Source organism: Pseudomonas sp. NFR16 (genome assembly GCF_900108875.1).
Taxonomy (GTDB): domain Bacteria; phylum Pseudomonadota; class Gammaproteobacteria; order Pseudomonadales; family Pseudomonadaceae; genus Aquipseudomonas.
Window position 1 is genome coordinate 925,388 of sequence record NZ_FNYJ01000002.1, and the last position, 25,857, is coordinate 951,244.

Consider the following 25,857-nt stretch of genomic DNA (forward strand, 5'->3'; position numbering starts at 1 on the left):
ACTGCGAGCTCTTCGTGCTCTCCACAGGACCGGCTTTAACTGCCGGGGCTGTCATCAGCTGAGCTGGAATCTGGCGGTGTTGTCGCTCAATGCGCGACTGCCTTTGCTCAGCGTATCGGCGGCCTGATTCACCGCGCGTGCGCCCTCCAGCAATCGCCCCGCCGCCTGATCAACTTGCTGGATATTGCCGCTGACTTCATCGGCCGTCGCTGCCTGCTCCTCCACTGCGGTGGCGATCTGCGCCAGGGTGTCGGTGACGACCTGAACGGCATTGGCAATCTCGCCCAGGCGCTCACCCAGGCCGGTGACCGATTGCGCATCGCTCACCGCCTGGCCGCATGCGGCTTCCATCAACGTGACGGCCTGACTGACCGTCGAGCGTAGACTGTCGACCGTGCCGGCAATTTGCGCAGTCGAGGCCTGCGTGCGCTGGGACAGACTACGCACCTCGTCGGCCACCACGGCAAAACCACGTCCCTGCTCGCCCGCCCGAGCGGCTTCGATAGCAGCGTTGAGCGCCAGCAGGTTGGTCTGCTCAGCGATGCCGCGAATGGTGTCGACCACCGATTGAATCTGCTGACCTTGCTCGCTGACACGGCCCAGGGCATTGGCCGTATCAGTGAGTTTCTGATTCAACTGCTGAATACTCGCTGTAGTGCGCTGGCTGTCGCGACTGCTGTCCTCGGCAATCTGCCGCGTCTGTTGCGCGCTGCCGGAGGCTTCCTCACAGCTTTTGGCAACGCCCAGCGACGTCGCGGCCAATTGAGTGGCCGCCGCTGCGATCTGGCTGATCTGCTGCTGCTGATCTTCCACCTCATTGAGCGTGCTGCCCGACTGCGAATTGAGCGTCAGCACCGCCGAGCCGAGCTGCTGGGTTTCGTGGTTGACGCCCAGCAGGCTGGTACGCAACTGCACGACCGCAACGTTCAGCGCGGTGCTGATCGCCGCCAGCTCGTCACGCCCTTGCACTGGAACCTCGACGCACAGATTGCCGTCACGAAGGGATTCGGCCAGGGTCGTGATGCCCTGAGCGCTGCGACGAATCGAGGCCTGCAGGCACATGAACAGATACAGCGCGGCCACAGCAAGAATGCTGAACGTCGCGGCAACCGGGATGAACTGCCGGATGCTGCGATCATGGTAGTAATCCAGCCGGCTGTGCAACGAGGACAAGGACTGATTACGCAACGCAGCCAAAGCCTGGAGCGTGCTGTCGACGCTGCGCTCGAAGGCTGATGTATCGAGCTTGATCGTGCCACCGAAAACGCCGTCATCGAGGGTTTTCAGTTCGGTGTCCAGGCGCTGAAGACTGTCGTTGTACTGACGCGTCCAGACCTCCATGCCAGGGTAGGATTTCGCCTGCAAGGAACTCACGGTCTTGACCAACTGGTCGCGAGCGTCGCCGATGCGGCTGCGCAGATCGCGCATCTGCAAACGGCTCTGCAAGGTGAACTGCCCCGAAGCAATCGACGATTGACCGATGCTGGCCATCCGACCAATACGCTCGATCAGATCCGGCGCCTGTTGCGTGGCGACTTGCATCAGCAGGTAGGTTTCAAGCCACGGGTCAAGGATCAGCCCGCTGTCGATAGCGATCTGTTCACGCAGACTTTGCAGCGACGTCAGCGCCGCCGTAAAACGATCGTATCCATCGGGCCACCAGCCCACGGTACGCAGCGATTCGGAGTCCATCCCTTTGATCGATGCCTGCAGCGCCTGGAAACGGGCCATCGTGTCGGCACTGACATGACGCGCTTTCAGCTCGTCAGCCAGGGTAGACAGGGTTTGCGTGAGCTGAGGATTCGCGGCGTCGAGCGCAGACATGGCGGCTTTGGCAGCCGGCGTCGGATCATGAAGGATATCGGCGGCTTTCCAGCGCGCGGCCAGGTTACGTTGCGACGTCAATTGAGCGTCCAGTTGATCCAGAGCAAGCAATTGACGAACTCCGGACTGCTCCTCGGAAATGACGGCCAGCTTGCTGCGGTAGTCTTGCCCGATCATCCACAGGCTGCCGGCCAGCGGCAGCATGAACAAGATGAAAAGCACCTGAAACTTGCGTGCAAACCCAAACTGTCCGAGCAGGCGGATTCCTGGCGACAAAAGACTCTGCATACCCGACTACTCCTCAGCGATAACCTCATGGCGCAGCTCGTGACCGCGACCAAGGTCCTCAACATTGCTTACAGGCAAAATGCCATGTCTCTGTTTCAAAAACGATAACCGCCCGTCTCCTGTGTCGAGGACGTGTAAGCGGTCGGTGATGGACGGATAGAGCGACATTCAGCCAAGCCCACCCTTGGGCTGGCTCAAGCAAGAAATGGACCGATAGCACGAAGCCATCTAAATGGGCACGAGCGCAAAGACGGTGCACGCCGAATGCGCCAAAGTGGGGCGAAACAACTCAATGGATGCTGCATAAATTGTCACCGTCGTGACATTCCCGCTGCATTTCTCGACGGCGGGAGGACTGAAACCCTAACCGATTGATCACACGCATAAAATTTTCAAAGAGGCGCTTGACACAACTTCGATTCGAGCGAATAATGCGCGCCACTTGGCTACATAGCTCAGTTGGTTAGAGCATAGCATTCATAATGCTGGGGTCCGGGGTTCAAGTCCCTGTGTAGCCACCAAGTACCTCAACAAAGCCCGCCTTGTGCGGGCTTTGTTGTTTCTGGCTGTCTGACACCCGCCAGTCTCTGCGCTTGACCCATTGGGTCCAGGCGTCGCGTTAACTTCCCGGATCGACTCCATGCAGTTGACCACTGCCGGCAAACGACGGCTTCGAATCACAAAGGCCACTCGTGACAACCGAGGGCTCGTCCAATAGATTAACCCCCCTTCGAAACGCCCAGCGCTTTTCGCGTCTCAAATCCCGTCAATGAAGTAATGGATGTTCAATGTCTGATTTTCAAACCGATGCAGCCGTGACCGCTCTGTCTTCCAAGCAAGCTTACGAAGACGCCATCAACCTCTCACAGCATGTGCCGCAGGCGAAAACCATCAGCGAAATGGTGCTGGATGCCTTTCAGAGTGCAAAGGAAAGCGATCAGATTCGCGAGTTGCGCGTCGCCATCCGTCAGGCTCACGACCGTTTCGACGATGACCAGGCGTACGAGTTGATGGGTCAGCTCAAACAGCTCAAGGACGCCGAGGCGGCGGACATGGCTGCGCTGGAAGACCTCAGCAAAAAATTCCCGATCAGCCGGATTCTCTCCAGCTACAAAGATGACCCAAGCTTCCAGGAGCTGGTGTACAGCCTCGCGTTGAAGGTGCTCAACCAGACTCATCAAGCAGTGAGCAATCCGGGCGGCGGCAAGAGCAAAACCGCGCGGGCGAAAAAAGAAGCCGAAGTGTTCGTCATCAGCAAGGATGGCGCTACCGCGACGCTGCCGCTGCGCACTCCACGTTCGAAAGCCAATGTGGACCGTGAAGCTTTCGAGTTCCTCGGATTCACCTTTGTCGGAGAAGGCGATGACGCCGAGCTGCAGAGCGAAAGCTTCGTGGACAAAGACGGCAACGAGCAACCTGCCACACGCAAAAACATTATTGCCGCGATCCAGCAGCAGACGGCGTTTGAAGGGTACAGCGCGGTCCAGCAATAAGACGGCAATCGATGCAATTGCCGTGGTTCTGGTCTACACCCAATTGGACCTGTCGTCGGGAGCGCCACTGTCGGCCGCCCTCGACGCACGTCCTGCGGGAAACCCGAATCAAGGAATTCAACGTCCATGCCCGATGCCAAGCAACCGCGTAATGGCGGCCAGATTCTCGTCCAGGCGCTGCTGCGCAATGCCGTCGACACGATTTATTGCGTTCCCGGCGAAAGTTATTTGCCGGTGCTCGACGCACTGTACGACGCGACCTCGATTCGCACCTTCGTCACCCGACACGAGGGCGCGGCTTCGAACATGGCCGACGCCTACGGCAAGCTGACCGGTCGCCCCGGCATCTGCTTCGTGACGCGCGGCCCCGGTGCGACCCACGCCAGCAACGGCGTACACACTGCCCGACAGGGTTCGACACCGATGATTCTGTTCGTCGGCCAGATCGAAAGCGCGTTCAAGGGGCGCGAAGCCTTTCAGGAAGTGGACTACGTGCAGATGTTCGGCGGTCTGGCGAAGTGGGCGACCGAAATCGACAGCATCGAGCGCATTCCGGAAGTCGTCAGTAAAGCGTTCAGCATCGCCATGTCGGGTCGTCCAGGCCCGGTGGTCGTTGCCCTGCCCGAACAGATATTGTTCGGCAGCGCCGCAGTGACCGACGCGCAACCGGTGCGCATTGCGCGCGCATCGCCTGACAGCGCCTCACTCACGGCGCTGCGCAGCCTGCTCGCTGCGGCAAAACAGCCCCTGGTGATCGTCGGGGGAACAGGCTGGGACGCAGATTCCAGCGATGCGCTGCGGCGCTTCATACACGCCAACGATCTGCCCGTGGCTGCGTCGTTCAGACGCCAGGACCTGTTCGACAATCGCGACAGACATTACGTCGGCCAACTCGGTCTGGGCATCTCGCCCAAGCTTCTGGAGCGAGTAAGGACGAGCGACTTGCTGCTGGTGATCGGCTCCCGGCTGAGCGAAACGGTGTCCCAGGGCTACACGCTGATCGAGAGCCCGACGCCTCAACAGCCGATGATCCATGTGCACCCCGATCCTCAGGAACTCAATCGCGTCTATCACGCGCGCTTGTCCATCCTGTCGTCGCTTCGCGAATTCGCCCACGCCGCCGCAGCCATGGAGCCGGTTGTCAGCAGCGCCTGGAAAACCTGGACCAGCGAAGCCCGGGCCGACTATCTGGAGCATTCGACACCGCCGCTCGCGCACCCGCAACTGGCGGGCGTGGACATGGGCGCGGTGGTGGCGCACCTGAATGAGGTATTGCCGGACGACGCGATCATCACCAACGGCGCAGGCAACTACACCGTGTGGGTTCATCGTTTCTATCGCTACCGCCAGCCAGCCACCGAACTGGCGCCGACCAATGGCGCGATGGGCTACGGCTTGCCGGCAGCCATTGCGGCCAAGCTGCATGCCCCGCACAGAACTGTCGTCTGTTTTGCTGGCGATGGCTGCTTCATGATGTACCCTCAGGAACTGGCCACGGCAATGCAATACAACGCGCCGATAGTGGTCATTGTGGTGAACAACGGCATGCTTGCGACCATTCGCATGCATCAGGAGCGAGAATATCCGGGACGCGTGTCGGCCACCGGGCTGGCGAATCCGGACTTTATCGCTCTGGCCAAATCCTTCGGTGCTCATGCCGAACGGGTCGAACGCAGCGAAGATTTCCCGGCAGCCTTTCAGCGTGCGCAAGCAGCGGGCGTCGCTGCGCTGATCGAGTTGCGCGTCGATCCACGGCAGATCACACCCCAGGCTCGTCTTGATTAAGAGGTGTTGCGCAATGCAGATTCTTGGTGAAACGATCATCGGTCAACGTACGGTTCAAGGCCAGGGAGGGGACGTGTTCGCCCTCGCCGCCGCGACTGGCGAGCCACTCACGCCCACCTTCGGCGCCAGCACGCCCGCCGATGTTCAGGCAGCTTGCGAACTGGCCGAAGCGTCGTTCGACCGCTACCGGCAACTGAGCGACGAACAGCGCGCCACGTTCCTGGACGCCATTGCGCAGGGTTTGCTGGATCTGGGTGACGTGCTGATCGAGCGGGTTCACGTTGAAAGCGGGCTGCCCAGACCGCGGCTTGAGGGAGAGCGGATGCGCACCGTCAACCAGCTCAGGCTGTTCGCCAGCCTGCTGCGCGACGGTCGCTGGCATGGCGCGGTGGTCGACACCGCGATGCCCGAACGCCAGCCCCTGCCACGCGCCGACCTGCGCCTGCGCCGCATCGGCCTGGGCCCGGTCGCAGTCTTCGGCGCCAGCAACTTTCCTCTCGCGTTCTCGGTAGCGGGCGGCGACACCGCATCAGCGCTGGCTGCCGGCTGTCCGGTCATCGTCAAGGCGCACCCGGCTCACTTGGGCACCAGCGAGCTGGTCGGCCGAGTGATTCAAAAAGCCGCACGCGAAACAGGCATGCCGGATGGCGTGTTCTCATTGCTGATCGACAAGGATATTTCGGTTGGTCAGGCGCTGGTCAGCCACCCGCTGATCCAGGCAGTCGGTTTTACCGGCTCCCGCCGTGGCGGACTGGCGCTGGTCGCTGCCGCTCAGGCGCGCCCTGTGCCAATCCCGGTTTACGCTGAAATGAGCAGCATCAACCCGGTCTTTCTGCTGCCCTCGGCGTTGTCGGCCCGGGCTGAAAGCATCGCCAGAGGTTTCGTCGAGTCACTGGTGTTGGGCGCCGGACAGTTCTGCACGAACCCGGGCCTGCTGCTGGCCCTGGAAAGCGATGCGCTGGAACGCTTCGTTTCAGCCGCCGCGACAGCGCTGGCCGACAAAACCCCGACGACGATGCTGACGCCCAACATTCATGGCGCCTACTGCAACGGCTTGAACAATCTGCATAACGCAGCGGGCGTGACACTGGTGGCCGAGGGCCGTGAGGCGGAGGGTTCGTTTCAGGCGCGACCTGCTTTTTTCCGCACGGACTCGTCCACCTTCCTCGCCAACCCTGCGCTGGAAGACGAGAATTTCGGGCCCAGTGCGCTGTTGATCGTTTGCAAGGACGCTGCCGACCTGCAGAAAGTGGCCTCGAAATTCGACGGTCAGTTGACTGTGACGCTGCATTACGACGAGGGTGATCAGGCGATGGCTCAGGCGTTGCTGCCGACGCTTGAGCGCAAGGCCGGGCGCATTCTGTTCAACGATTTCCCGACCGGTGTCGAAGTCAGCTACTCAATGGTCCATGGCGGACCGTTCCCGGCGACGTCCGATAGCCGAAGCACTTCAGTGGGTGCTACGGCCATCGACCGCTTCCTGCGTCCGGTCTGCTATCAGAACGTCCCTGATTCGCTGCTGCCGCCGGCGCTGCAGCAGAGCAACCCTCTCAAAACCTGGCGCCTGGTCAACGGCCAGCTGTCGAGGGACTGACCGGCGTACTCTCCCGCTTGCGCCACGTGCCCCACTCGATTCTGACGGGGCACGCTGGCAAACGGGCGCGGCTTCAAGGCCGCTCCAGCACCTTGCCCACCACTTCGTCGCCGATCACCATGAAGTGACCACCCGCCACATGGTGCAGCGTGCGCAGCTCATCGTGACCTGCGAAATGCCAGTGCCCATCCGAAAACACGCGCTCGTCCGCCCAGGCCGCCACCACTTCGCCAATGAACAGGTCGTACTGATTCTGATTGTGTGGCTCCGGCATCAGACGGCATTCAAGCCAGGCCGCACAGCCTTCCAGCAGCGGTGCATCGACGACCCCGCCGGCGAATGTTTCAAGCCCATAAGCCGTGAACTTGTCGACGTCCTTCTCATGAGAAATTTCCAGGCCGGACGTCGAGCCGACGGTTTCGACGATATCCACCTGACTGACCGTTGGCACATTGATCACGAAGCTGCCTGAGCCCTCCAGCAACTGCCGCGTCCACACGGCCTTGTCCAGCACCACCGTTACCTTCGGCGGCTGGAAATCAAGCGGCATCGCCCACGCGGCCGCCATGATGTTGCGCTGTCCGGCATGCGCTGCACTGACCAGCACAGTCGGGCCGTGGTTGAGCAGGCGGTAGCACTTGGCCAAAGGTACTGAACGTCGATAAGAAGCGGTCATGGAAACAATCCCGGAAAAGAAAATCTGTTCAGGAAATTACAGGGATTTGAGCACGCAGGAAAACACCGCACGCAACGTCCGGCTGTCCGCTTGCTGAACCGTCGAAAAATAGCCCTTCCCTGAGGGACAAAAAAGGTGATGTAATACTATAACAAAACATTTCAGGCCTGATTTTTCGTGAAATCTCCCCTTCGACGTTCTCCCACGCTTGCAGCCTCAGCGCTGGCCCAGTCGGCCGGCAAGCGGGCGCTGGTCGCTCTGGTCCTGCTGGCAGTGCTTTGGCTGGGCATCGCCTGGGCGGTGGCGATTCCGTGAGTGCCGTGATCGATCTTCACGACCTGACGGTGACGTATGAGCGGCGCCCGGCGGTGCATCACGTCAGCGGCCGGTTTGCCGCGGGCAGTCTGACGGCGATCGTCGGGCCGAATGGTGCGGGCAAATCCACGCTGATCAAGGCCATCGCCGGCACGCTGAAGCCTGCACTCGGACGCGTCGATCGCGGCGCATTGGCCACGCGGCATATCGGCTATCTGCCGCAGGCAGCCGAGATCGACCGCAGCTTTCCGCTCAGCGTCGCCGACACCGTGATGATGGGCGCCTGGCGCAGCATTGGAGCGTTTCGCGGTGTGACGCGCAAGCATGCCGAGCAGGCGCAGCAAGCCCTGCATGCCGTCGGGCTGGACGGTTTCGAACAGCACAGCATCGGCTCGCTGTCGTCGGGCCAGTTTCAGCGCGTCCTGTTTGCCCGCCTGCTGTTACAGGATGCCTCGGTGATCCTGCTCGATGAGCCGTTCACGGCCATCGACGCGCGCACCACGCGCGATCTGCTCACGCTGATCCGCAACTGGCACGGCCAAGGCCGCACGGTCATCGCCGTTCTCCATGACATCGAGCAAGTGCGCCAGCATTTCCCCAGCACCTTGCTTCTGGCGCGCGAAACCATCGCTTGGGGCGATACCGCTGACATTCTGCACGCCGACAACCTGCGCCGGGCCAAGAACATGGCTGAACACTGGAGCCCGGACGCTCAGGCGTGCGCAAGCGCTGAGGAGCCCTCACTGTGACGCTGTACAGCCTGCTGATTCAGCCCTTCGTCGATTTCGGGTTCATGCGCCGCGCGTTGGTGGCGTGTCTGGCGCTGGGCATTGGCTCGGGGCCGGTGGGCGTGCTGCTGATGCTGCGCCGCATGAGTCTGGTGGGCGATGCGATGAGCCATGCTGTGCTGCCCGGCGCAGCGGTGGGTTTCCTGTTTGCAGGGCTGTCGTTGCCGGCGATGGGCTTCGGCGGCTTGATCGCCGGACTCGCCGTGGCGCTGCTGTCCGGACTGGTGAGCCGCTTCACCACGCTGCGCGAAGACGCCAGTTTCGCCAGCTTCTACCTGACATCGCTGGCCGCCGGCGTACTGATCGTCTCGCTGCACGGCTCCAACGTGGACCTGCTGCACGTGCTGTTCGGCACCATTCTGGCCATCGATGATCAAGCGATCTTCATGGTGGGCGGTATCGCTTCGTTCACCCTGATCCTGTTGGCACTGATTTATCGGCCGCTGATCCTGGAATGTTTCGATCCCGGATTCCTGCGGGCGGTCGGCGGTCGCGGCTCGCTGTATCACGTGTTGTTTCTGCTGCTGGTGGTGCTCAACCTCGTCGCGGGTTTCCAAGCGCTGGGGACGCTGATGGCCGTCGGGATGATGATGCTTCCCGCCACGGTGGCGCGATTCTGGTCCAGTTCGCTGACCGGCATGATCGTGATCTCGACAGCGGTCGCTACCCTGTCGGGCTTCATCGGCCTGATCGTGTCCTACCACGCAAGCGTCGCGTCGGGGCCGGCCATCGTGCTGACCGCCAGCGGTTTTTATGTGTTCTCACTGTTCTTTGGACACAGCGGTTTTCTGCGCCGTCTGTTCCCGAGGGTTCATCTGTCCGGCTGATCGTTCTTTTAGCGAAAGGAAATCCCATGAAGCGTTTGACGTTGCTGACCGCCATGCTGGCGTTGTCCGGCCTGGCGAACTTCGCCCAGGCAAAAACCCTGGAAACCGTGGCTTCATTCACGGTCATTGCCGACATGGTGCATAACGTCGGCGGCGAACATGTGCATGTCACATCGCTGATCGGCCCTAATGGCGATCCGCATGTGTACGAACCGACACCCAATGATGCGCAGGCGCTGAAAAAAGCTGACGTGGTGTTTGTCAGCGGCCTGCACCTGGAAGGCTGGCTCGACAGGTTGATCACCGCGTCCGGCTATAAAGGCCAGCCGGTGGTGCTATCCAACGGCATCATGACCCGCAGCATGGAAGAAGACGGCAAGAAGATCACCGACCCGCATGCCTGGAACAGTGCAGTGAATGGCGTCGTCTACGTCAGAAATATCATCAAGGCGCTGCAGAAAGCGGACCCGGACAACGCAGCAGATTACAAGGCCAACGGTGATCGTTATATCGCCCAACTGCAGGACATGGACGCCTACGCTCGCGCGCAGATCAATGCCATCCCGGTCGCACAGCGCAAGGTCCTCACGTCACACGATGCCTTCGGCTATTTCGGCGACGCTTATGGCGTGACCTTTCTGTCACCCTTGGGTTTCTCCACCGATACCGAAGCGTCGGCTGCTGACGTTGGCAAGCTGATCGATCAGATCAAGCAGGAAAAAGTCAGCGCCTACTTCTTCGAGAACTCCGGTGACCCACGCCTGGTCCAGCAGATCGCTAAGGCCAGTGGCGCCCATCCTGGCGGCGAGCTGTATGTGGAATCGCTGTCCCCGGCCGACGGCCCGGCGTCGACTTACGTGAAGATGTTTCGTTACAACGTCGACAAGCTGACCGCGGCGATGCAGGGCAAGTAAGGCCGTCGCGAGCGCCAGGCGCCTCGTTCAGCGAGCCCACGGTTCGCCGCTGTCGACCTCGATTCCATAGCGTTCGATCACCTGAGCCGCCAGATCCACCGACACCGCGCCTTCACCCATCAATGCGGTTATTGCAGCCAGTACGATGTGAAACCGGTCGATCTCAAAAAAACTCCGCAACTGCGCGCGGGTGTCGCTGCGGCCGAAACCGTCCGTACCCAGCACCGTGTAGTTGCTCGCGACGCTTGCGGCGATCAACTGCGGAACGGCTCGTACGTAATCGGATGCAGCAACCACCGGTGCGCCCTGAGGCAGGCACGCATCCAGATGGCTGACGCGCCGGGCGTGTTGTGGATGCAGTCGATTCCAGCGCTCGACCTCGCGCGCCTCCCGCTCGAGCTCAGTGAAACTGGTGACGCTCCAGACTTCGCTTTCGATGCGCCAGTCCTGCGCCAGCAACTGAGCCGCTGCGATCACTTCGCGCAGGATCGTCCCTGAGCCGAGCAAGCGAACCCGCCCAGCTGGCTTCTCGACCACATGCTCGTCAAAGCGATACATGCCGCGAATGATCGCCTGGTCGACCCCGTCCGGCAGCGAAGGCTGTGCGTAGTTTTCGTTCATCAATGTCACGTAGTAGAACTCGTCGACATCGTGCTCAAGCATCTGACGCATGCCATAGTCGAGAATGACTGCAAGCTCGCCCGCAAATGCCGGATCGTAGGCGCGGCAGTTCGGTACGGTCGCTGCCATCAGATGACTTGAGCCGTCCTGATGCTGCAACCCCTCCCCGCCCAGCGTCGTACGCCCCGCCGTTGCACCCAGCAGAAACCCTCGGGCGCGTTGGTCTGCGGCGGCCCAGATGAGATCTCCCACGCGCTGGAAACCGAACATTGAGTAATAGATGTAAAACGGCAACATGCGCAAACCGTGAGTTGAATAACTGGTCGCCGCCGCCACCCACGAACTGATCGCACCGGCCTCGCTGATGCCCTCCTCGAGGATCTGGCCATTGATGGCTTCGCGATAACTCAGGATCGAGCCGATGTCTTCCGGCTCATAGCGCTGGCCGACGCTGGAATAGATTCCGATCTGCTTGAACAGGCTGGCCATGCCGAACGTGCGGGCCTCGTCCGCCACGATCGGCACCACGCGCGGGCCAAGCTGCGTATCCTTGAGCAGGTTGCCGAGCATGCGCACGAACGCCATGGTGGTCGACATTTCCTTGCCCTGCGCTTGCAGCGCAAACGTGGCATAGCGGTCGCTCGCCGGGACGCCGACATACTCGGCCCCATGCTTGCGACTGGGCATGGACCCTCCAAGCGCCTGACGACGCTGGCGCAGATAGCGCATTTCGGCGCTGCTGGCGTCGGGTTTGAGGAAGCTGAGGTTTTCGGCCTGATCGTCGCTCAGCGGCAGGTGAAACCGGTTGCGGAAGGCAAGCAGCGCCTCGCGATCGAGTTTCTTCTGCTGATGCGTGGTCATCTTGCCCTGCCCCGCTTCGCCCATGCCGAAGCCCTTTTTGGTCTGGGCAAGAATCACCGTCGGCCGTCCCTTGTGTCGTAATGCGCCGTCGTAGGCCGCGAATATCTTCACCAGATCGTGCCCACCGCGCTTGAGCCGGTCGATCTGCTCATCGCTCAAGCCAGCAGCCAGTCGCGCCAACGCCTCGCTCTGGCCGAAGAAGTGCTCGCGATTATAGCGGCCATCCTTGGCGGCGAACGTTTGAAACTGACCGTCGACCGTCTGCGACAGGGTTCTCACCAGCGAGCCATCGGCGTCACGCGCAAACAGCGGATCCCAGTCCGAGCCCCACACCAGCTTGATCACATTCCAGCCCGCGCCGCTGAACAGCGCCTCCAGTTCGTCGATGATCCGGCCATTGCCGCGCACCGGTCCATCGAGCCGTTGCAGGTTGCAGTTGACCACCCACGTCAGGTTATCGAGCCCTTCACGCGCCGCCAGCGTCAGTGCCGACATGCTTTCCGGCTCGTCCATTTCACCATCGCCGAACACGCCCCAGACATGCCGGGCCGACGTTTCCTGCAAGCCACGATGCTGCAGATAGCGCATGAAGCGCGCCTGATAAATGGAGCTGATCGGACCAATGCCCATCGAACCCGTAGGAAATTGCCAGAAGTCGGACATCAGCCATGGATGAGGATAACTCGACAGGCCGCGTGCGCCTGCGCGTGGGCCGGCGATCTCCTGGCGATAATGAGCCAGATCGTCCTCGTCCAGACGCCCCTCCAGAAACGCCCGGGCATAGATACCGGGCGCCGAATGCGGCTGATAGAACACCAGATCGCCGCCGGGATTGTCGCTCTGCGCGCGGAAGAAATGGTTGAAGCCGACCTCGAACAGATCCGCGGCACTGGCGTAGCTTGCGATGTGCCCGCCCAGCTCACCATAAGCCTGGTTAGCGCGTACGACCATCGCAAGCGCGTTCCAGCGCATGATCGAAGCCAGACGTTCTTCGAGAGCCAGATCTCCCGGAAACGCAGGCTGCTGATGCACAGCAATGGTGTTGATGTAGGGCGTGCCGTGGGCGGGCTGCCAGCCGATTTTCAGGTCGCGGGCCACAGCGGCGAGCATGTCGAGGATCTCGCGAGCGCGTTCGGGCCCGGCATTTTCAGCCAGCGACAACAGCGCGTCCCGCCACTCGATCAGCTCCTGGTGATCAGGGTGACTGCGCTCAACAGCGGCAGCTCGGATGCCGGACTCGAAATGGCTCATAGACACCTCCGTATTATTTACGGAAAATTCTATGCTTGAACCCGCAGCTTTAATGACCGATCTGCGAGAAAAGAACCATGATTCTCAGCATAAAAAACTTCAAAACCTGCGGATTGAAGCACGATGAACTTCGACAGCACTGACCTGAAGATACTCAGAGAACTGCAACGCGACAGCAGCCTTTCTAACGTCGAACTGGCCAAACGTGTGCACTTGTCACCCTCGCCCTGTCTGGCGCGGGTCAAGGCGCTGGAAGCATCAGGCTGCATCCGGGAATACGTCGCGCTGCTTGCGCCGGAGCACCTGGGCCTGCGCTTGAACGTTTTCATATCCATCAGCCTGAAGGAGCAGAGCCGCGAAGCCCTGAGAATTTCGAGCGCCGCGTGTGCGAGTGCGAGGAGGTGATGGAGTGCTACCTGATGACCGGGGACGCCGACTATCTGCTGCGGGTGGTCATGGCCGATATGCAGGCTTTGGAGCACTTCATCATCGAACGCCTCTCGCCAATGCCGGAAGTCGAGAAAATCCGCTCCAGCCTGTCGCTCAAACAGGTCCGCTACAAAACCGCCCTGCCACTGCGGCCGTGAACGCCTCGCGGGCGCGACGAACCGAAACCCGCCTTGCCGGTCAATTTGCTTATGCTGGTCACGACCGCCAGCCCGCATCGAAAGGACCCTCCATGACCGCCCTCTCCTTCGCGCCTTTCCAGGACCTTGCCAACAAGCTGATCCCACACACCGTGGCTGAAAAAGTCGATGGCTCTCATGATGTGTCGCACCTGCATCGGGTCTGGAGCAATGTCTGCGCGATTCGCGACAAGGAAGGCGGCGATCCTCAATTGTTGCTGGCGGCGACGTTGCTGCATGACTGCGTTGCAATCGAGAAAAACTCACCCTTTCGCTCCAGCGCCTCGCGTCTGGCAGCCGCCAAGGCGACCGAGCTTCTGTCACAAATGGGCTGGGACGAGGAGCGCACGCAGGCGGTCGCCCACGCCATCGAATCCCACAGCTACTCGGCCAACATCACGCCCCACACGCTGGAAGCAAAAATCCTCCAGGACGCAGACCGCCTCGACGCCATCGGCATGATCGGCGTCGCCCGGCTGTTTTACGTGTCAGGGCGCATGGGCAGCCATCTCTACGACCCCTACGATCCACAGGCCGAAGGACGGGCGCTGGATGACAAACGCTTCGCGGTGGACCACTTCAAGACCAAGATCTTCACCTTGGCCGAAGGTTTTCAGACCACTACCGGCAAGCGAATGGCCCGAATCAGACATGATCGCGCACAGCGGTTTTTGCAGGAACTCATGGAAGAAATCGGCGGGTAAGCGCACGTCTGGCGCACCCAGTCGCTCATGCAGCCGCTTGAAACTGCGTGCAGCCGAAGGGATGAAAACGTCCGCTCATCGGAACGCCGTCAAATCACCACAAATCTGCAACATTTCTGCTCCGATGTCACAAAGACATCACGGAAGGTCTCTATAACCAAGTCTCCGGTGAATTCGTCGATGGGATTGGTTTGCAGTGAAAAGGTTATTGCGTCGTTCAGTTCGTGCTTCGTCCAGGCCCGCCTTTTTGCGGCGTTTCAGGATCGCTCAGCGGCTGGTGTTGTGCTTTGGCGTGACGGCTTTGCTGTTAGTGGCCCTCGGCGCGTTTTGCCTGTTTCAGATGCAGAGCATCCGCGATCAGGGGGAAGCCGTTGAAAGTGGCACCTTGCCGAGCATTGCCATGGCGGACGCGATTGCCATCGACTTGATCAAGCTGCGCGGAGAGAGCGCCCGACTGATCGCCAACGCTGACGATCCGGGCGCCGTGGTCACCAGCAAGATCAACGTCGAACAGCTCAAGAACGAGGTCGAGAAAGGCTTCAGTGATTACCTCGCCCATGCCACCGACAGCACCGAGCGCGACTCGATCAAGGCCCTGCAAGACGCCTACAGCGCATTCATGCCGGGGCTGCACGACGAGATGGCCCTGATCGAGCAACGCAAACTCGATGATGCCCGAATGCTGCTCAACACCAGTTTGAGCCTGCAGGGCGACCTGATGGACATGCAGGTTCAACTGCTGCGCGAGCTGAACAAGCAAGGCGCGGCGGCCGCCGTGTCGAGCGCAGGCAGCCGTTTTCAACAGACTCGGATCATCGCCGTCAGCGCCATCGTCGTTGCACTGGTGCTCACGTTATTGCTGGCCTGGCGTCTCAGCGTCAGCATCATCCGACCGCTGCGTCAGTCGCTGCAGATCGCCAGCACCATCGCCGAGGGCGATCTGAGTCCCCAGCCCGTTGCAGAAGGCAAGGACGAGACCGCGCAGTTGCTGAAGATGCTCAGTCAGATGCGTGGCAACCTGCACGGCACCATCGATCAGATTTACGCCGCTGCCAGCCAATTGAGCCAGTCGGTACAGGAAATGGGTGCGATCGCCGAGGCCAGCGCGAAGAACCTGCAAGCGCAAAACGATGAGATCGAACAGGCCGCCGTGGCCGTGAACCAGATGAGCCAGGCGGCGGTGGAAGTCGCCGACAACGCCAGCAATACCTCGACGGAATCGAAGGCCTCCAACGAGGCCGCCGCTGAAGGTCGTCTGCGCCTGAGCGGTACGATCGACTCGATCAAGGAACTGACCGACAACGTGCTTGATTCCTCGCATCAGGCCGACGGCCTGGCCGAGCGTACCCTGAGCATCAGCAAGATTCTGGAAGTGATCCGCGCGATCGCAAATCAAACCAACCTGCTCGCGCTCAACGCGGCCATCGAAGCTGCCCGCGCTGGCGAGGCAGGCCGCGGGTTTGCCGTGGTGGCCGATGAAGTCCGCTCACTGGCGCAACGCACCAGCGCTTCGACGACGGAAATCGAGAGCCTGATCAACGATGTCCAGAAAAGTACTCAGGACACCGCGCAAACCCTGCGCGTCACGGCGGCGCAGGCCAGTCAGACGCTTGAGCAGGCGGCCGCGACCAGCCAGGCGCTGACGGTGATCATCAGCTCGACGTCGACAATCAGCGATCGCAACATGCTGATTGCCAGCGCGGCCGAACAACAGGCGCAGGTGGCGCATGAGGTCGACCGCAACCTGAGCAGCATCCGCGACCTGTCAACGCAATCGGCATCGGGTGCGCAGCAGACGACCGTGGCGAGCAACGCCTTGGCAATGCTCGCAACCGATCTGAACACGATGGTTCAACGCTTCGTCCTTTAAGCCTGCGCTTGGCAGCGGTGGCGCGGGACCGTCATCGCTGTCACCCGATACAGATGTCTCAAGCGCGTGCAAAAATCTCCCTGGCTCACGTCTGAATCCATTTCCAGCCATGTTGAAGTGTTTCATCATTGAAACACCATCCACGCAGAGGGATGGCCACGCCAACAAGGACATGAGCATGACCCAAACCGCATCATTGAGTATCGCCCTCGCCGCCTTGACGCTGAGCTTCATGGCTCAGGCGGACGTCAGCGTCAAGCTGGGCAGCACGGAACGTGTCACTCGTCTTTTCGCTTATCCCAACAACTGCAACGTCATTTGCTTTCGCGACTGGACACTCGGGCAAACGGTCGAGCATTACCTGACGCAGAGCGTGCAGCGCGACGGGTACGCCGCCGCCAAAGTGGCTGTGCGCACGGATAACGACGCGCTTTACGCGGATATCAGCGGCGTACCGGATGGCTACGACAAGCCGCTGACTGCTCTACTGGATGCGGGCGATCTGGCGTATACCGGTGCGACAAAACTCAATGCAGACGGGAAGTTTGCCTACAACTGGTATCTGTTCCTGCCGCTGGGCATGGCGCTGGAAAACCGCAAAAGCGTCGAGCTGCTGCATTTCCCGCCTGATTATTCGTTGACCCAGGCGCAGGATTATCTGCGTTCGGCCACCACGGATCGCTGGGCTGAACTGCTGACCGACAACGACATCCCTGCCGATCAGACCCCCGCCTATCAGACCATTATCGACATCGCGCCAATCGCCGCGCCGTCCAATGCAGGCAAGGATCTGGAAGGCGTCTACAGCTACTTCAATGATTACCAGACAACCATGGTGAGGCAGGTCAGCCAGCGTTCACCAGGTACCTCGCTGCCGATGGTCGCCTTCGGTGCGCCTGTACGCAGCTGGATCAAAGAACAATACAAAGTCGACGTGCCTTTGCTGGGCCTGGCGACGATCAGCCCCGCAACCGGACAGGCGGTTTCGGTGATTGGCTCCAATCATCCCAGCTACATCTGGTATGCAGCGGACAAGAGCAATTATGGCGGGGACGAAACCAAGGCCGACGACGCTGGCCTGAAGGTGATGGGGCAGGATTTGAGCGCCGCCTGCTGGCAAGCCGGCATGGGGCAGAAACCGGGAGCAGATCCGGCGGCATTGTTGCAACAGTGCATGACCCGCTGGCAAGTGACCGACAAGGTCTCGACCTGCAAGCTGTTCTACACCTCGGTCCGCAAGATGACGCCCGATCAGGCAGCTGCCAAATGCCGCACGGGGACTGTCTCACGCCAGCTCAAGCAGCTGCAGAAACCGCTGCCTGAAATGAAGCAGGTCAAGATCTGACACTGCCTCACGGGCAGGAGCGCCGTTGCCCCTGGCTGCGCTTTGTCTGACCTGAAACTCAGGTCAGACAAAGCGCAATCCAGGGCTCGCGATTACCACGGATTGCCGCTTGAGAATCGCGCCGCACTCACTGGGCGCCTTCAGGCAATCATTCCCCGAGCGGACGCAACCGATACTGGGGTGGCAACTGCTCAAAGCCGCTGATGGTCACGTCCAGACTCTTCCAGCGGCCGTCCTTGATGCCGTAGATACAGCCGTGGATAGACAGGTTCTGGCCACGATGCCAGGCGTTCTGCACGATGCTGGTATGGCCGACGTTCGCCACCTGCTGGATCACATTCAGCTCACACAAACGATCCACGCGCTCTTCTTCGGTGGGCAGCTTGGCCAGCACTTCGCGATTCTCGTAGTACAGGTCGCGGATGGTCCGCAGCCAGCCATCGATCAGGCCGAATTGACGGTCCTGCATCGATGCACGCACCCCGCCGCAACCATAATGGCCGGTGACGAGGATGTGTTTGACCTTGAGCACATCGACCGCGTACTGAATGACCGAAAGGCAATTAAGGTCAGTGTGCAGCACGACGTTGGCAACGTTGCGGTGGACGAAGAGATCGCCCGGCAGCATGCCGACGATTTCGTTGGCGGGGACACGAGCGTCCGAACAACCGATCCAGAGGAATTCAGGCGTCTGCTGGCGCGCCAGCTTGGCAAAGAATTCGGGGTCTTCTTCCTTGATGGCGGCAGCCCAACGTTCGTTGTTGTCGATCAAGTCTTGTAGTTCGTTCATGCGTTGATGCCTCGGAAATGATGCTCAGCTATGACAGGGGCTCGGCGCTTCAGGTCACGCCTTCAGGCCACTACCGATCGAGAACCGGAGGGAATCTTCACCGGCACGTCAGGTCCACCCAACTATGACCGTCAACAATGAGGATTTTGCCATGAACGATTCACGTCGCCCTTTCGGTGCCACTCAGCCTGAACCCATCGATGACAACGAAGACCGTATGGGCTCGATGGAAGAGCTCAACTTTAACGACAACAATGAGCCGAGCGGCAGAATCGGTGACACCATCCCTGCCGACGAGCTGGAAACCTATATTCCAGACGAGCGCGTCAGAGAAGCCGGGATGACCGGCGCCTCGACCGACGATCATAACCCGACCGACGATGACATGAGTCCGGAGACGCTGATCGATGAAGACGGCGCGCGCTCGGCACGGGAACAAGGAGAAGGCGGCCCTGCCGATTTCGATTTGAGTATCGTCGATGAAGACGACATCGGTGGCGGCGATGGTCTGGATGAGGAAGAAATGGCGATTCTCGACCCGCTGGATGGCAAACCTGGCGTCTGAGTCGGCAGAACATCAGTCGCCTGATTGAACTGTTGCTGCTGGTGCGAGCTGGCTCGCGAAGACGCCCGCATATCCGCCTGGCCTTCGGCGGGTGTCAGACTGTCATCGCGAGCAAGCTTGCCGCACCATCAAAAACCTAATCGACCAACGTACACGCCATCACCAGCGCATCCTCGCGACCACCGACGGCCGGGTAGTAATCGCGACGTCGGCCGACTTCGTTGAAGCCATAGCGCTCATACAGTCGGTAGGCCGACTGATTACTGGCACGCAGCTCAAGGAAGCACTCGCGCCCATTGAGTTCGTAGGCCCGCTTCATCAGCTTGTCGAGCAGCAACAGGCCAAGCCCGCGACCCTGGCTCTCCGGCTTGACCGTGATGTTCAGTAAATGCGCCTCGTCGATGATCACATTGATCACGCCGTGCCCGACCTGCTGATTGCCTTCGAACATCAGCCAGATTTCATACGACTTAAGGCCATCGAGAAAAATGCCGCGCGTCCATGGATGACTGAATGCGGCATATTCGATTTTCAGTACAGCGTCCAGATCCGCTTCGGTCATGCGGCGAAACGTTACGGCATCACTCATTTACGCTCTTCCAACGGCCCATCAATCGACGCATCGCGCGCCAGACATCGGCCTTGCGCTGAGGCTCGTCCATCAACAGTTCAAGACCCGGCAGCGCCCAGGCCAGCCCGAGGCCGTCGACCTGGAGCTCGAGATTGTAGGATTCGGCGTCGGCTTCGGCGGCAAAACGTACCGCTGGAAGTCCGATCAGCCACAAGCATGTGCAGGGCTGTTCTTCGACACGGGCGTACAGGAAACCCTGAACGAAATCCCGCGCAGCCTCAGGCCCTTGATCCATCTGGCCCCGCACCAGCAAAGGCCAGCGCACAGGCTCGCCGATGATCTGCGGGCTGTCCGGCAGACCAGCCGCACGCAACATGTCCTTGAGCAGCAGATACGAAGGATCGCGACTCTGGAACGGCTCACCGGTGGCAAGCTCGACGAGCACCAGGCAACTGCCCGCGCGCAACAGTTGCAAGGCGAAACGTGGCGGCGGTACGACAGCGGCCTTGACCACCGCAGGCGCAGCGTCATCCTCGTCGGCTTTGGCCACTGGCCTGACTGAAGATGACGGGCGTGGCACCTCGATCTTTGGCCGCTCGACCGTGCGGGCCGCCGGCGTACTGCTCGCCGCAAGTGCTTCGTTGCTGGCAGGCAATGCGGCAGCCGGGTGCACCACCTGCGCGGGCGTATCGACCAGCGCTGGCAGAGGCGCAAGCAGCTCTGCGCGCGAGGGTGCGGCGAATGGCAATTCGGTGCGCGGCAGCCAACTGACCACCTGCATGGCGGTCAGATAAGCGCGACGGCGAGGCTCGTTGAGCAAAGGTCAGCCACCTGTGGATGAATTCAGGAGAGGGATTCTACAGGCCTTGGACGAATCACGCCGCAGTTGATCGACTGAGGGTGAAAACCAGGCCCGACGATGCAGTACAATTGCCGCTTTTATTTGCCAACCAGCGGCCATCCGATGATCGAACCTAAGCGCGTCCTGCGCGCCCTTGCCGAACACTGGGCGCTTCTTGAGCCACTGTGCGAGCATTTCGACCAAGGCACCCTGAGCCTGAGCGAACTGCGATTGCAACTGGCCGCCCAGCAACTGGAAAGCACGCCCCAGGACATCACCAACCTGCTGGACGTGTGGATTCGTCTCGACATCCTGGTTCCCGTGGCGAAAAGCCCGAACCGGTTCGAGCTCAACGCACAGATTCACGACTTTCTGTCGTATCTGCGCCGTGAACACCGCTTGGGCCTGTGCCTGGAAATCGAAGCGTATCTGCGTCACCTCGAACGACTGGCCGGTTACATTCAGGAAGCGTTCGAGGCCCGTGATGCCAATGACCTTGCCCGCCAACTGCGGCTGCTGGACATGCGCGTGCGCGACGTCCTCAAGAAGCTGGCCAACGATGAACAGGCGCTGGTCTCGGTGGCCGAACGCGCCAAGACGAGTGATCGCCAGATCCCGCTGCGTCAGCGCTACGCCGAGGTACTGGCGACGTGGGACGAATACGTCGAGCCGATGATTCAGCTGGTGAACGCCGATGGCGCGTTCGAGCAAGGGGTGCGCAAGGTCGAGAATGTGCTGCTGCGCATGCTCACCGATCAGCAACGCCTGGGCCAACTGGTCGATGACGACATGCTTCTGCGCACCCATGCGCGCATTCTCGAAATGCAGACCAGCGCTCAGCTGACCTTGCGTCATGCCCGCGAGCTGTTGCTGCCGCTGCGAGAAGAAGCACGTCGTCACAACGCCGTCACTCGAGGGGCGGCGCTTGCTCTTTCAGCCATTCGCCGTAAAGGCATCGACGCCGTTCCGCAGGCCGCCATGCCCATGTTCACGCGTCCGCAAAGCACCTTTCTCGGCAGCGCGAACCAGGTCGAAGCGTACGTCTACGCCCTGGCGCGCTTCGAGCCAAAACCTGCGCGCTTCCCCAAGGCCAGTCTCACCCGCAAGGGCGAGCCGCCGCGTGCGCCGCGCACCGTCAAGGAAATGGTCGAGCGCTGTGAAGAGGCGCTGCCAATGCCGGATCTGATGGTCTGGCTGCTGGAGCAGGAACCGACCGGCGCGACTGACGAATTGCTTTACTGGTTCTCGCGCCTGTCGCGGGAAAAACGCTTCAAGCGCGAGCGTCTCGAACGCCGCGAATACCTGACCCAGGAGCACCGCGTCAGCCTGCGCTCCTTCGCCCTGCTCTCGAGCAAAGACGCAAACCCAGAGAATTCCGAGGGCACCGCCCATGCATCTTGATCTATCCGAAATGTCCCAGCTCGCGCCCATATTCCGCGAGCTGTTCAAGGGTTACCACATCAGCCGCCGCGACCCTGAGCTGTATGCGCAACTGTCCAACTTCCAGGATCAATACCGCACACTGTTCAAGGCACTGGGCTTCGAGCTGATCTGTGACACACGCGGCTTTTACTACTTCGTGCCGGACCTGGCTGCCGCGCAGGTCAACAAGACCGCTCAGCGCCTGGCGCTGTTCACCTTCATTCTCGTCGAGCATCTGGCCGATCAGGGCCGCGACCCGGTCGCCGTGCTCGATGGCGGGAGTCTGGGGCGCGACGAGCTGCCTTCACTGCTCGAGAAGTACCGCGATCTGTTCCTCCAGGCCGAAGTGCAGACGCAGGAAGAGCTGGAAGAAAAGATCATGCGTCGCATGACCCAGCTCGGTTTCGCTGCTGAAGAGGTCGGCATCTATCGCTTCCTCCCACCGATGCACCGCTTCCTCGATGTCTGCCTGTCCGTCCAGCAAGACCGCGATCTGGCCGCCAGTCTGCACAGCGATCTGCCATTGCCGACGCCGGTACTGATCGACGATGACAGCGACGAAAAGCTGCTGCAGACCGACGATCCACTGGATCTGACCGTTTTCGATGATGTTGAAGAAACCGAAGAGCAGGCCCTTGCCCGCGCGATCGCCGAAGAACAGGAGCTTGACGCATGAGCCAGGAACGCTACGGCATCCGCCGCTTCGCGCTGTTGAACACTGCCGGTTACAGCCTCGGGCTGTTTCCGCTGGAACACCCGCTGTCGGTCTACGGCGCAAATAACCTGGGCAAGAGTGCGTCGATCAACGCGCTGCAATTCCCGATTCTGGCGCGCATGTCGGACATGAGTTTCGGCAAATACAGCCTGGATCAGTCGCGTCGCTTCTATTTTGCCTCGGACACCAGTTACATCCTGGTCGAGATCGCCTTGCCCCACGGCCCGCACGTTATCGGCGTGGTCGGCCGCGGACCGGGTGGCGGTTTCGGGCACCAGTTCTTCGCCTATGCCGGCAAGCTGGACCTGGCTCATTACCAGAAGAATGACACCTGCCTGCGTCAGAAAGAGCTGTTCACCAATCTGGAAAGCCAGGGGCTCAAGGCCTACGAACTCAAGCCTGACGAGCTGCGCCGCCTGCTGGTAGGCGGACACACGTCGATTCCTCTGGACCTGACGCTGATCCCCCTGCGCTCCACCAGCGAACAGAGCCTGAAGACCTTCCGGGCGTTGTTCATTAACCTGCTGCACATGCGCGAAATCACCGCCGCCAAGCTCAAGCAGCTGTTCCTCGACGCGTTCGAGCACAGCCTGCGTTCCGGTAGCGTGGATTACATTGCCGCGTGCGAAGAAGCCTTCCGCGACGTACGCCGAATGGAGCAGGACTACAACGCACTGGTGCTCGCCGGCCCGCTGGTCGAAGCGCTGGCCAACGGCGTAAAACAACGCGACATCCTGCGCGGCAAACTGCATCGCCTGTCGCCGTTGCTCGACTCGTTGCTGGGCACGTGGCAGGACTATTCCAACGCGCGCAAGGAAGAGCTCGTCATTCAGGCCGAGCACTACCGCGGCGAGCAGGACGCCCTGCAGAACGATCAACGCGGCAGCACGCAGGAGCTGATGCGGCTTGAGCGTGAGATCAGCAATATCCAGCGCTGGATCGGCGAGCTGGCCGTGCTGAAGAATCGTTTTGCCCTGGTGGATGACGTCCGTGTTCTCGAACAGCAACTGCTGGCCGCAAAAGACGCGCACGACGAACTGGCCGGTGCGCTGGCTCAGTCCCGTCAGTTCAGCGCCGAGGATCTGGATGAGCGTCTGCGCGATCTGGAAAAGCGCCTGAAGTCGGTCAAACAGCAACTCGATCACGCAGACAACAACAGCTATGCCCGGCTGCGCGAAGAATTCTCACAACCGGATGTCGAGCGTTTGATGCGCCTGTTCAACAGCGCGCTGTTCAGTTTGCCGTTGGGTGAACAAGGGATCGCACTGGACGACGGCGAGGCTTGGGTCAAATCGCTCGAAGCAATCCTCGATGGTTTCAAGGGCGAGCGCTTCGAAGTCCCGGGCCTGTCGATCAACTTGTCCCACATAGAGCCACCTGCCCTGCAAGCGCTGGCCGATCGTGCTGCCCTGCGTGATCAGAAAGAGCGTCTGGAGAAAGAACTCAAGCAACTCAAAACGCAACAAGCCGTTGCGGCTGACCGAGCAGCGAGCAAGACCCAGACCGAAGCGCTTTACCAACAGGTGCTGGATGCGCAAAAGGCGCTGGAAGATTTCCGCCGTACACAGACCCTGAGCGCAGAGGAAGGCGAGAAGCTCGAACAGCTCGCGCAGATGGAAGCAGCGCAGGACGAACTCAAACGTTCCAGCGACGCTTTCACCGAACGCGTCCAGCAACTGTCGGCAAAACTGCAGCTGGTCGGTCGTCAGATTGGCGACCTCGAATCCAAGCAACGCACGCTGGACGATGCGTTGCGTCGGCGTCAACTGCTTCCGGCAGACCTGCCGTTTGGCACGCCTTTCATAGAACCGGTGGATGACTCGCTCGAAAACCTGCTGCCGCTGCTCAACGATTACCAGGACAGCTGGCAAGGACTGCTGCGTTGCGATGGCCAGATTGAGGCGCTGTACGCGCAGGTGCGTCTCAAAGGCGTGGCGAAGTTCGACAGCGAAGATGACATGGAGCGTCGCCTCCAGTTGCTGATCAACGCTTACGCGCATCGCCAGGACGAAGCTCTGACGCTGGGCAAGGCCCGCCGTGCGGCGGTTACCGATATCGCTCGCACACTGCGCAATATCCGTAGCGACTACGACAGCCTCGAGCATCAATTGGCGTTGTTCAACCGTGAAATCAACCGCCGCCAGGTCTCCAACCTCGAAAGCTTCCGTATCGTCCTTGCCCCAAACAAGGAAGCGCTCAAGCACATCGATCAGATTATCCACAGCGCCGGTCAGTACGAGGAAGGCGAAACACTGTCTGTGTTCGATCTGAGCCAAAGCGCTGAGCAAGATAATAAGAACGAGGAAGCGAAGGAGTATCTGGCGCGCCTCGTGGCTGCCAACCATAACCAGCTGGGTCTCAAAGACCTCTTCGAACTTGCATTCGAAATCACCAAGGTCAACAGCCAACCGGTTATCCACACTGATATCGATGGCGCGGCATCCAATGGCACGACCATGACGATCAAAGCGCTGACCAACATGTACTTGTTGTTGCACTTGATGGATCGCGAACAAGCCGGTCGTGTGCGGTTGCCTTATTACCTGGATGAAGCAGCGGACATCGACGAACGAAACCAGGCTGCATTGCTTGAAACCAGCTTGCAACTGGGCTTCGTGCCGATCCTGGCGAGCGTAAAGCCGCAGGTCTCGGCCCATGTCGCAATCGACCTTGAAGGCGGCAGTGGACCGGCCGGGATCTATATCGACGAAGCGGACTGGAAATACATTCGTCGTCGTGACGAAGTCACAGCGGTAAAGGCCGTTGAAGTGACGGCGGAAACCGCTGGGTAACCCAGATAGCATGAGCGTCAACTGAACCCCGCAGCGATGCGGGGTTTTTTATGGGCGCTATCTTGTACCGCCGGGTACGACAGGCGCATTAGCAAAGCTTAAGGGGTGGCGCGGGCCGACGAATGATAGCCCGTGACGGGTAAAGCGGACTTGCAGAGTAGGGGATACGGGGCAGGCGCCGCAGGTTTTTCACGCGCAAAAACAAAACCCCATCTGCTTTCGCAAATGGGGTTCTGGAATTTAATCTTGACGATGACCTACTCTCACATGGGGAAACCCCACACTACCATCGGCGATGCATCGTTTCACTTCTGAGTTCGGGATGGGATCAGGTGGTTCCAATGCTCTATGGTCGTCAAGAAATTCGGGTACCGAACCG

20 protein-coding genes, 1 tRNA gene, 1 rRNA gene and 2 pseudogenes are annotated in these 25,857 nt (G+C 60.5%); 17 read left to right on the forward strand and 7 right to left on the reverse strand.

Features of this window, described 5'->3' with window-relative positions:
- Positions 1 to 54 precede the first annotated feature (54 nt).
- Positions 55 to 2,112, reverse strand: a complete 2,058-nt coding sequence (locus BMZ10_RS12930; protein ID WP_093462404.1) for a methyl-accepting chemotaxis protein — start codon at positions 2,110 to 2,112, stop codon at positions 55 to 57.
- A gap of 444 nt (positions 2,113 to 2,556) precedes the next feature.
- On the opposite strand from BMZ10_RS12930, the gene BMZ10_RS12935 reads away from it, so the two are divergent.
- The 4 genes from BMZ10_RS12935 to BMZ10_RS12950 all read left to right on the forward strand — a co-directional run bounded on the left by BMZ10_RS12935 (position 2,557) and on the right by BMZ10_RS12950 (position 6,984).
- Positions 2,557 to 2,633, forward strand: a tRNA-Met gene (locus BMZ10_RS12935).
- 267 nt (positions 2,634 to 2,900) lie between these two features.
- Positions 2,901 to 3,605 carry a hypothetical protein gene (locus tag BMZ10_RS12940; RefSeq protein ID WP_093462408.1) on the forward strand — a complete coding sequence of 235 codons (705 nt, stop codon included), beginning with the start codon at positions 2,901 to 2,903 and terminating at the stop codon, positions 3,603 to 3,605.
- 126 nt (positions 3,606 to 3,731) lie between these two features.
- On the forward strand, positions 3,732 to 5,390 hold the full coding sequence (locus BMZ10_RS12945; protein ID WP_093462414.1) for a thiamine pyrophosphate-binding protein: 1,659 nt from the start codon (positions 3,732 to 3,734) through the stop codon (positions 5,388 to 5,390).
- Positions 5,391 to 5,403: 13 nt separating this feature from the next.
- Positions 5,404 to 6,984, forward strand: a complete 1,581-nt coding sequence (locus tag BMZ10_RS12950) for an aldehyde dehydrogenase (NADP(+)) (protein WP_093462417.1) — start codon at positions 5,404 to 5,406, stop codon at positions 6,982 to 6,984.
- Positions 6,985 to 7,057: 73 nt separating this feature from the next.
- Here the strand turns inward: BMZ10_RS12950 and BMZ10_RS12955 are convergent, their stop codons facing one another.
- Positions 7,058 to 7,660 carry a flavin reductase family protein gene (locus BMZ10_RS12955; RefSeq protein ID WP_093462419.1) on the reverse strand — a complete coding sequence of 201 codons (603 nt, stop codon included), beginning with the start codon at positions 7,658 to 7,660 and terminating at the stop codon, positions 7,058 to 7,060.
- 177 nt (positions 7,661 to 7,837) lie between these two features.
- On the opposite strand from BMZ10_RS12955, the gene BMZ10_RS27720 reads away from it, so the two are divergent.
- From BMZ10_RS27720 to BMZ10_RS12970, 4 genes are read left to right on the forward strand one after another with little or no spacing between them, the layout of a single operon-like run.
- The gene (locus BMZ10_RS27720) at positions 7,838 to 7,975 is read left to right on the forward strand and encodes a hypothetical protein (RefSeq protein WP_177182087.1); all 138 of its coding nucleotides are present in this window, start codon (positions 7,838 to 7,840) and stop codon (positions 7,973 to 7,975) included.
- Entirely contained in the window at positions 7,972 to 8,724 is a 753-nt protein-coding gene (gene aztA / locus BMZ10_RS12960; protein WP_093462612.1) for a zinc ABC transporter ATP-binding protein AztA, read from the forward strand. The genes BMZ10_RS27720 and aztA overlap by 4 nt, the downstream gene beginning before the upstream one ends.
- Positions 8,721 to 9,590, forward strand: coding sequence for a metal ABC transporter permease (locus tag BMZ10_RS12965; RefSeq protein WP_093462421.1), 870 nt, complete (start codon positions 8,721 to 8,723; stop codon positions 9,588 to 9,590). The genes aztA and BMZ10_RS12965 overlap by 4 nt, the downstream gene beginning before the upstream one ends.
- A gap of 26 nt (positions 9,591 to 9,616) precedes the next feature.
- Positions 9,617 to 10,504, forward strand: coding sequence for a metal ABC transporter substrate-binding protein (locus tag BMZ10_RS12970; protein ID WP_093462424.1), 888 nt, complete (start codon positions 9,617 to 9,619; stop codon positions 10,502 to 10,504).
- 27 nt (positions 10,505 to 10,531) lie between these two features.
- Here BMZ10_RS12970 and mdeB read toward each other — a convergent pair whose 3' ends face one another.
- Complete coding sequence (mdeB, locus tag BMZ10_RS12975) at positions 10,532 to 13,237, reverse strand: alpha-ketoglutarate dehydrogenase (protein ID WP_093462426.1); 2,706 nt, start codon at positions 13,235 to 13,237, stop codon at positions 10,532 to 10,534.
- Between the two features lie 123 nt (positions 13,238 to 13,360).
- Between mdeB and BMZ10_RS12980 the strand changes: the two are divergent.
- The 5 genes and pseudogenes from BMZ10_RS12980 (at position 13,361) to BMZ10_RS12995 (ending at position 17,782) form a co-directional block, all read left to right on the forward strand.
- Positions 13,361 to 13,824, forward strand: a pseudogene (locus BMZ10_RS12980) (Lrp/AsnC family transcriptional regulator).
- Positions 13,825 to 13,916: 92 nt separating this feature from the next.
- Positions 13,917 to 14,567 carry an HD domain-containing protein gene (locus BMZ10_RS12985; protein WP_093462428.1) on the forward strand — a complete coding sequence of 217 codons (651 nt, stop codon included), beginning with the start codon at positions 13,917 to 13,919 and terminating at the stop codon, positions 14,565 to 14,567.
- Between the two features lie 196 nt (positions 14,568 to 14,763).
- Positions 14,764 to 15,579 (forward strand): annotated as a pseudogene (locus BMZ10_RS28300) (MCP four helix bundle domain-containing protein); the annotation flags it as partial.
- A 69-nt stretch (positions 15,580 to 15,648) separates the two neighbouring features.
- Positions 15,649 to 16,437: a methyl-accepting chemotaxis protein gene (locus tag BMZ10_RS28305; protein ID WP_371265967.1), complete on the forward strand. Its 789-nt coding sequence runs from the start codon at positions 15,649 to 15,651 to the stop codon at positions 16,435 to 16,437.
- Positions 16,438 to 16,615: 178 nt separating this feature from the next.
- Complete coding sequence (locus BMZ10_RS12995) at positions 16,616 to 17,782, forward strand: hypothetical protein (protein ID WP_093462433.1); 1,167 nt, start codon at positions 16,616 to 16,618, stop codon at positions 17,780 to 17,782.
- A 148-nt stretch (positions 17,783 to 17,930) separates the two neighbouring features.
- Here the strand turns inward: BMZ10_RS12995 and can are convergent, their stop codons facing one another.
- On the reverse strand, positions 17,931 to 18,572 hold the full coding sequence (gene can / locus BMZ10_RS13000; RefSeq protein ID WP_093462437.1) for a carbonate dehydratase: 642 nt from the start codon (positions 18,570 to 18,572) through the stop codon (positions 17,931 to 17,933).
- Positions 18,573 to 18,723: 151 nt separating this feature from the next.
- Between can and BMZ10_RS13005 the strand changes: the two genes are divergently transcribed.
- Positions 18,724 to 19,137 (forward strand): serine kinase/phosphatase, encoded by a 414-nt coding sequence (locus tag BMZ10_RS13005; protein ID WP_093462615.1) that lies wholly within the window; start codon positions 18,724 to 18,726, stop codon positions 19,135 to 19,137.
- 136 nt (positions 19,138 to 19,273) lie between these two features.
- Here the strand turns inward: BMZ10_RS13005 and rimI are convergent, their stop codons facing one another.
- Together rimI and BMZ10_RS13015 are read right to left on the reverse strand one after the other, a co-directional pair.
- Positions 19,274 to 19,726, reverse strand: coding sequence for a ribosomal protein S18-alanine N-acetyltransferase (gene rimI / locus BMZ10_RS13010; RefSeq protein WP_074759276.1), 453 nt, complete (start codon positions 19,724 to 19,726; stop codon positions 19,274 to 19,276).
- Complete coding sequence (locus BMZ10_RS13015) at positions 19,719 to 20,528, reverse strand: energy transducer TonB (protein ID WP_093462440.1); 810 nt, start codon at positions 20,526 to 20,528, stop codon at positions 19,719 to 19,721. Before BMZ10_RS13015 ends, rimI begins: the two co-directional genes overlap by 8 nt.
- Positions 20,529 to 20,672: 144 nt before the next feature.
- Between BMZ10_RS13015 and mksB the strand changes: the two genes are divergently transcribed.
- Genes mksB through mksF form a run of 3 tightly spaced genes read left to right on the forward strand, consistent with a single transcriptional unit; the run spans position 20,673 to position 25,478 of the window.
- Positions 20,673 to 21,950 (forward strand): Mks condensin complex protein MksB, encoded by a 1,278-nt coding sequence (gene mksB, locus BMZ10_RS13020; RefSeq protein WP_093462618.1) that lies wholly within the window; start codon positions 20,673 to 20,675, stop codon positions 21,948 to 21,950.
- On the forward strand, positions 21,940 to 22,647 hold the full coding sequence (gene mksE / locus BMZ10_RS13025; protein ID WP_093462443.1) for an Mks condensin complex protein MksE: 708 nt from the start codon (positions 21,940 to 21,942) through the stop codon (positions 22,645 to 22,647). Before mksB ends, mksE begins: the two co-directional genes overlap by 11 nt.
- Complete coding sequence (gene mksF, locus BMZ10_RS13030; protein WP_093462446.1) at positions 22,644 to 25,478, forward strand: Mks condensin complex protein MksF; 2,835 nt, start codon at positions 22,644 to 22,646, stop codon at positions 25,476 to 25,478. Before mksE ends, mksF begins: the two co-directional genes overlap by 4 nt.
- A 244-nt stretch (positions 25,479 to 25,722) precedes the next feature.
- On the opposite strand, the gene rrf is transcribed toward mksF, so the two are convergent.
- Positions 25,723 to 25,838, reverse strand: a 5S ribosomal RNA gene (gene rrf, locus BMZ10_RS13035).
- Positions 25,839 to 25,857 lie beyond the last annotated feature (19 nt).

Excerpts from the sequence above, each read along its gene's own strand:
- BMZ10_RS28305 (WP_371265967.1), top strand. The coding sequence starts at position 15,649 with ATGGGTGCGATCGCCGAGGCCAGCGCGAAGAACCTGCAAGCGCAAAAC.
- mksB (WP_093462618.1), top strand. The coding sequence starts at position 20,673 with ATGATCGAACCTAAGCGCGTCCTGCGCGCCCTTGCCGAACACTGGGCG.
- rimI (WP_074759276.1), bottom strand. The coding sequence starts at position 19,726 with ATGAGTGATGCCGTAACGTTTCGCCGCATGACCGAAGCGGATCTGGAC.
- can (WP_093462437.1), bottom strand. The coding sequence starts at position 18,572 with ATGAACGAACTACAAGACTTGATCGACAACAACGAACGTTGGGCTGCC.
- BMZ10_RS13005 (WP_093462615.1), top strand. The coding sequence starts at position 18,724 with ATGAACGATTCACGTCGCCCTTTCGGTGCCACTCAGCCTGAACCCATC.
- mdeB (WP_093462426.1), bottom strand. The coding sequence starts at position 13,237 with ATGAGCCATTTCGAGTCCGGCATCCGAGCTGCCGCTGTTGAGCGCAGT.
- BMZ10_RS12985 (WP_093462428.1), top strand. The coding sequence starts at position 13,917 with ATGACCGCCCTCTCCTTCGCGCCTTTCCAGGACCTTGCCAACAAGCTG.
- BMZ10_RS12955 (WP_093462419.1), bottom strand. The coding sequence starts at position 7,660 with ATGACCGCTTCTTATCGACGTTCAGTACCTTTGGCCAAGTGCTACCGC.
- BMZ10_RS12945 (WP_093462414.1), top strand. The coding sequence starts at position 3,732 with ATGCCCGATGCCAAGCAACCGCGTAATGGCGGCCAGATTCTCGTCCAG.
- BMZ10_RS12940 (WP_093462408.1), top strand. The coding sequence starts at position 2,901 with ATGTCTGATTTTCAAACCGATGCAGCCGTGACCGCTCTGTCTTCCAAG.
- BMZ10_RS12995 (WP_093462433.1), top strand. The coding sequence starts at position 16,616 with ATGACCCAAACCGCATCATTGAGTATCGCCCTCGCCGCCTTGACGCTG.
- mksE (WP_093462443.1), top strand. The coding sequence starts at position 21,940 with ATGCATCTTGATCTATCCGAAATGTCCCAGCTCGCGCCCATATTCCGC.
- BMZ10_RS12950 (WP_093462417.1), top strand. The coding sequence starts at position 5,404 with ATGCAGATTCTTGGTGAAACGATCATCGGTCAACGTACGGTTCAAGGC.
- BMZ10_RS12930 (WP_093462404.1), bottom strand. The coding sequence starts at position 2,112 with ATGCAGAGTCTTTTGTCGCCAGGAATCCGCCTGCTCGGACAGTTTGGG.
- BMZ10_RS12970 (WP_093462424.1), top strand. The coding sequence starts at position 9,617 with ATGAAGCGTTTGACGTTGCTGACCGCCATGCTGGCGTTGTCCGGCCTG.
- mksF (WP_093462446.1), top strand. The coding sequence starts at position 22,644 with ATGAGCCAGGAACGCTACGGCATCCGCCGCTTCGCGCTGTTGAACACT.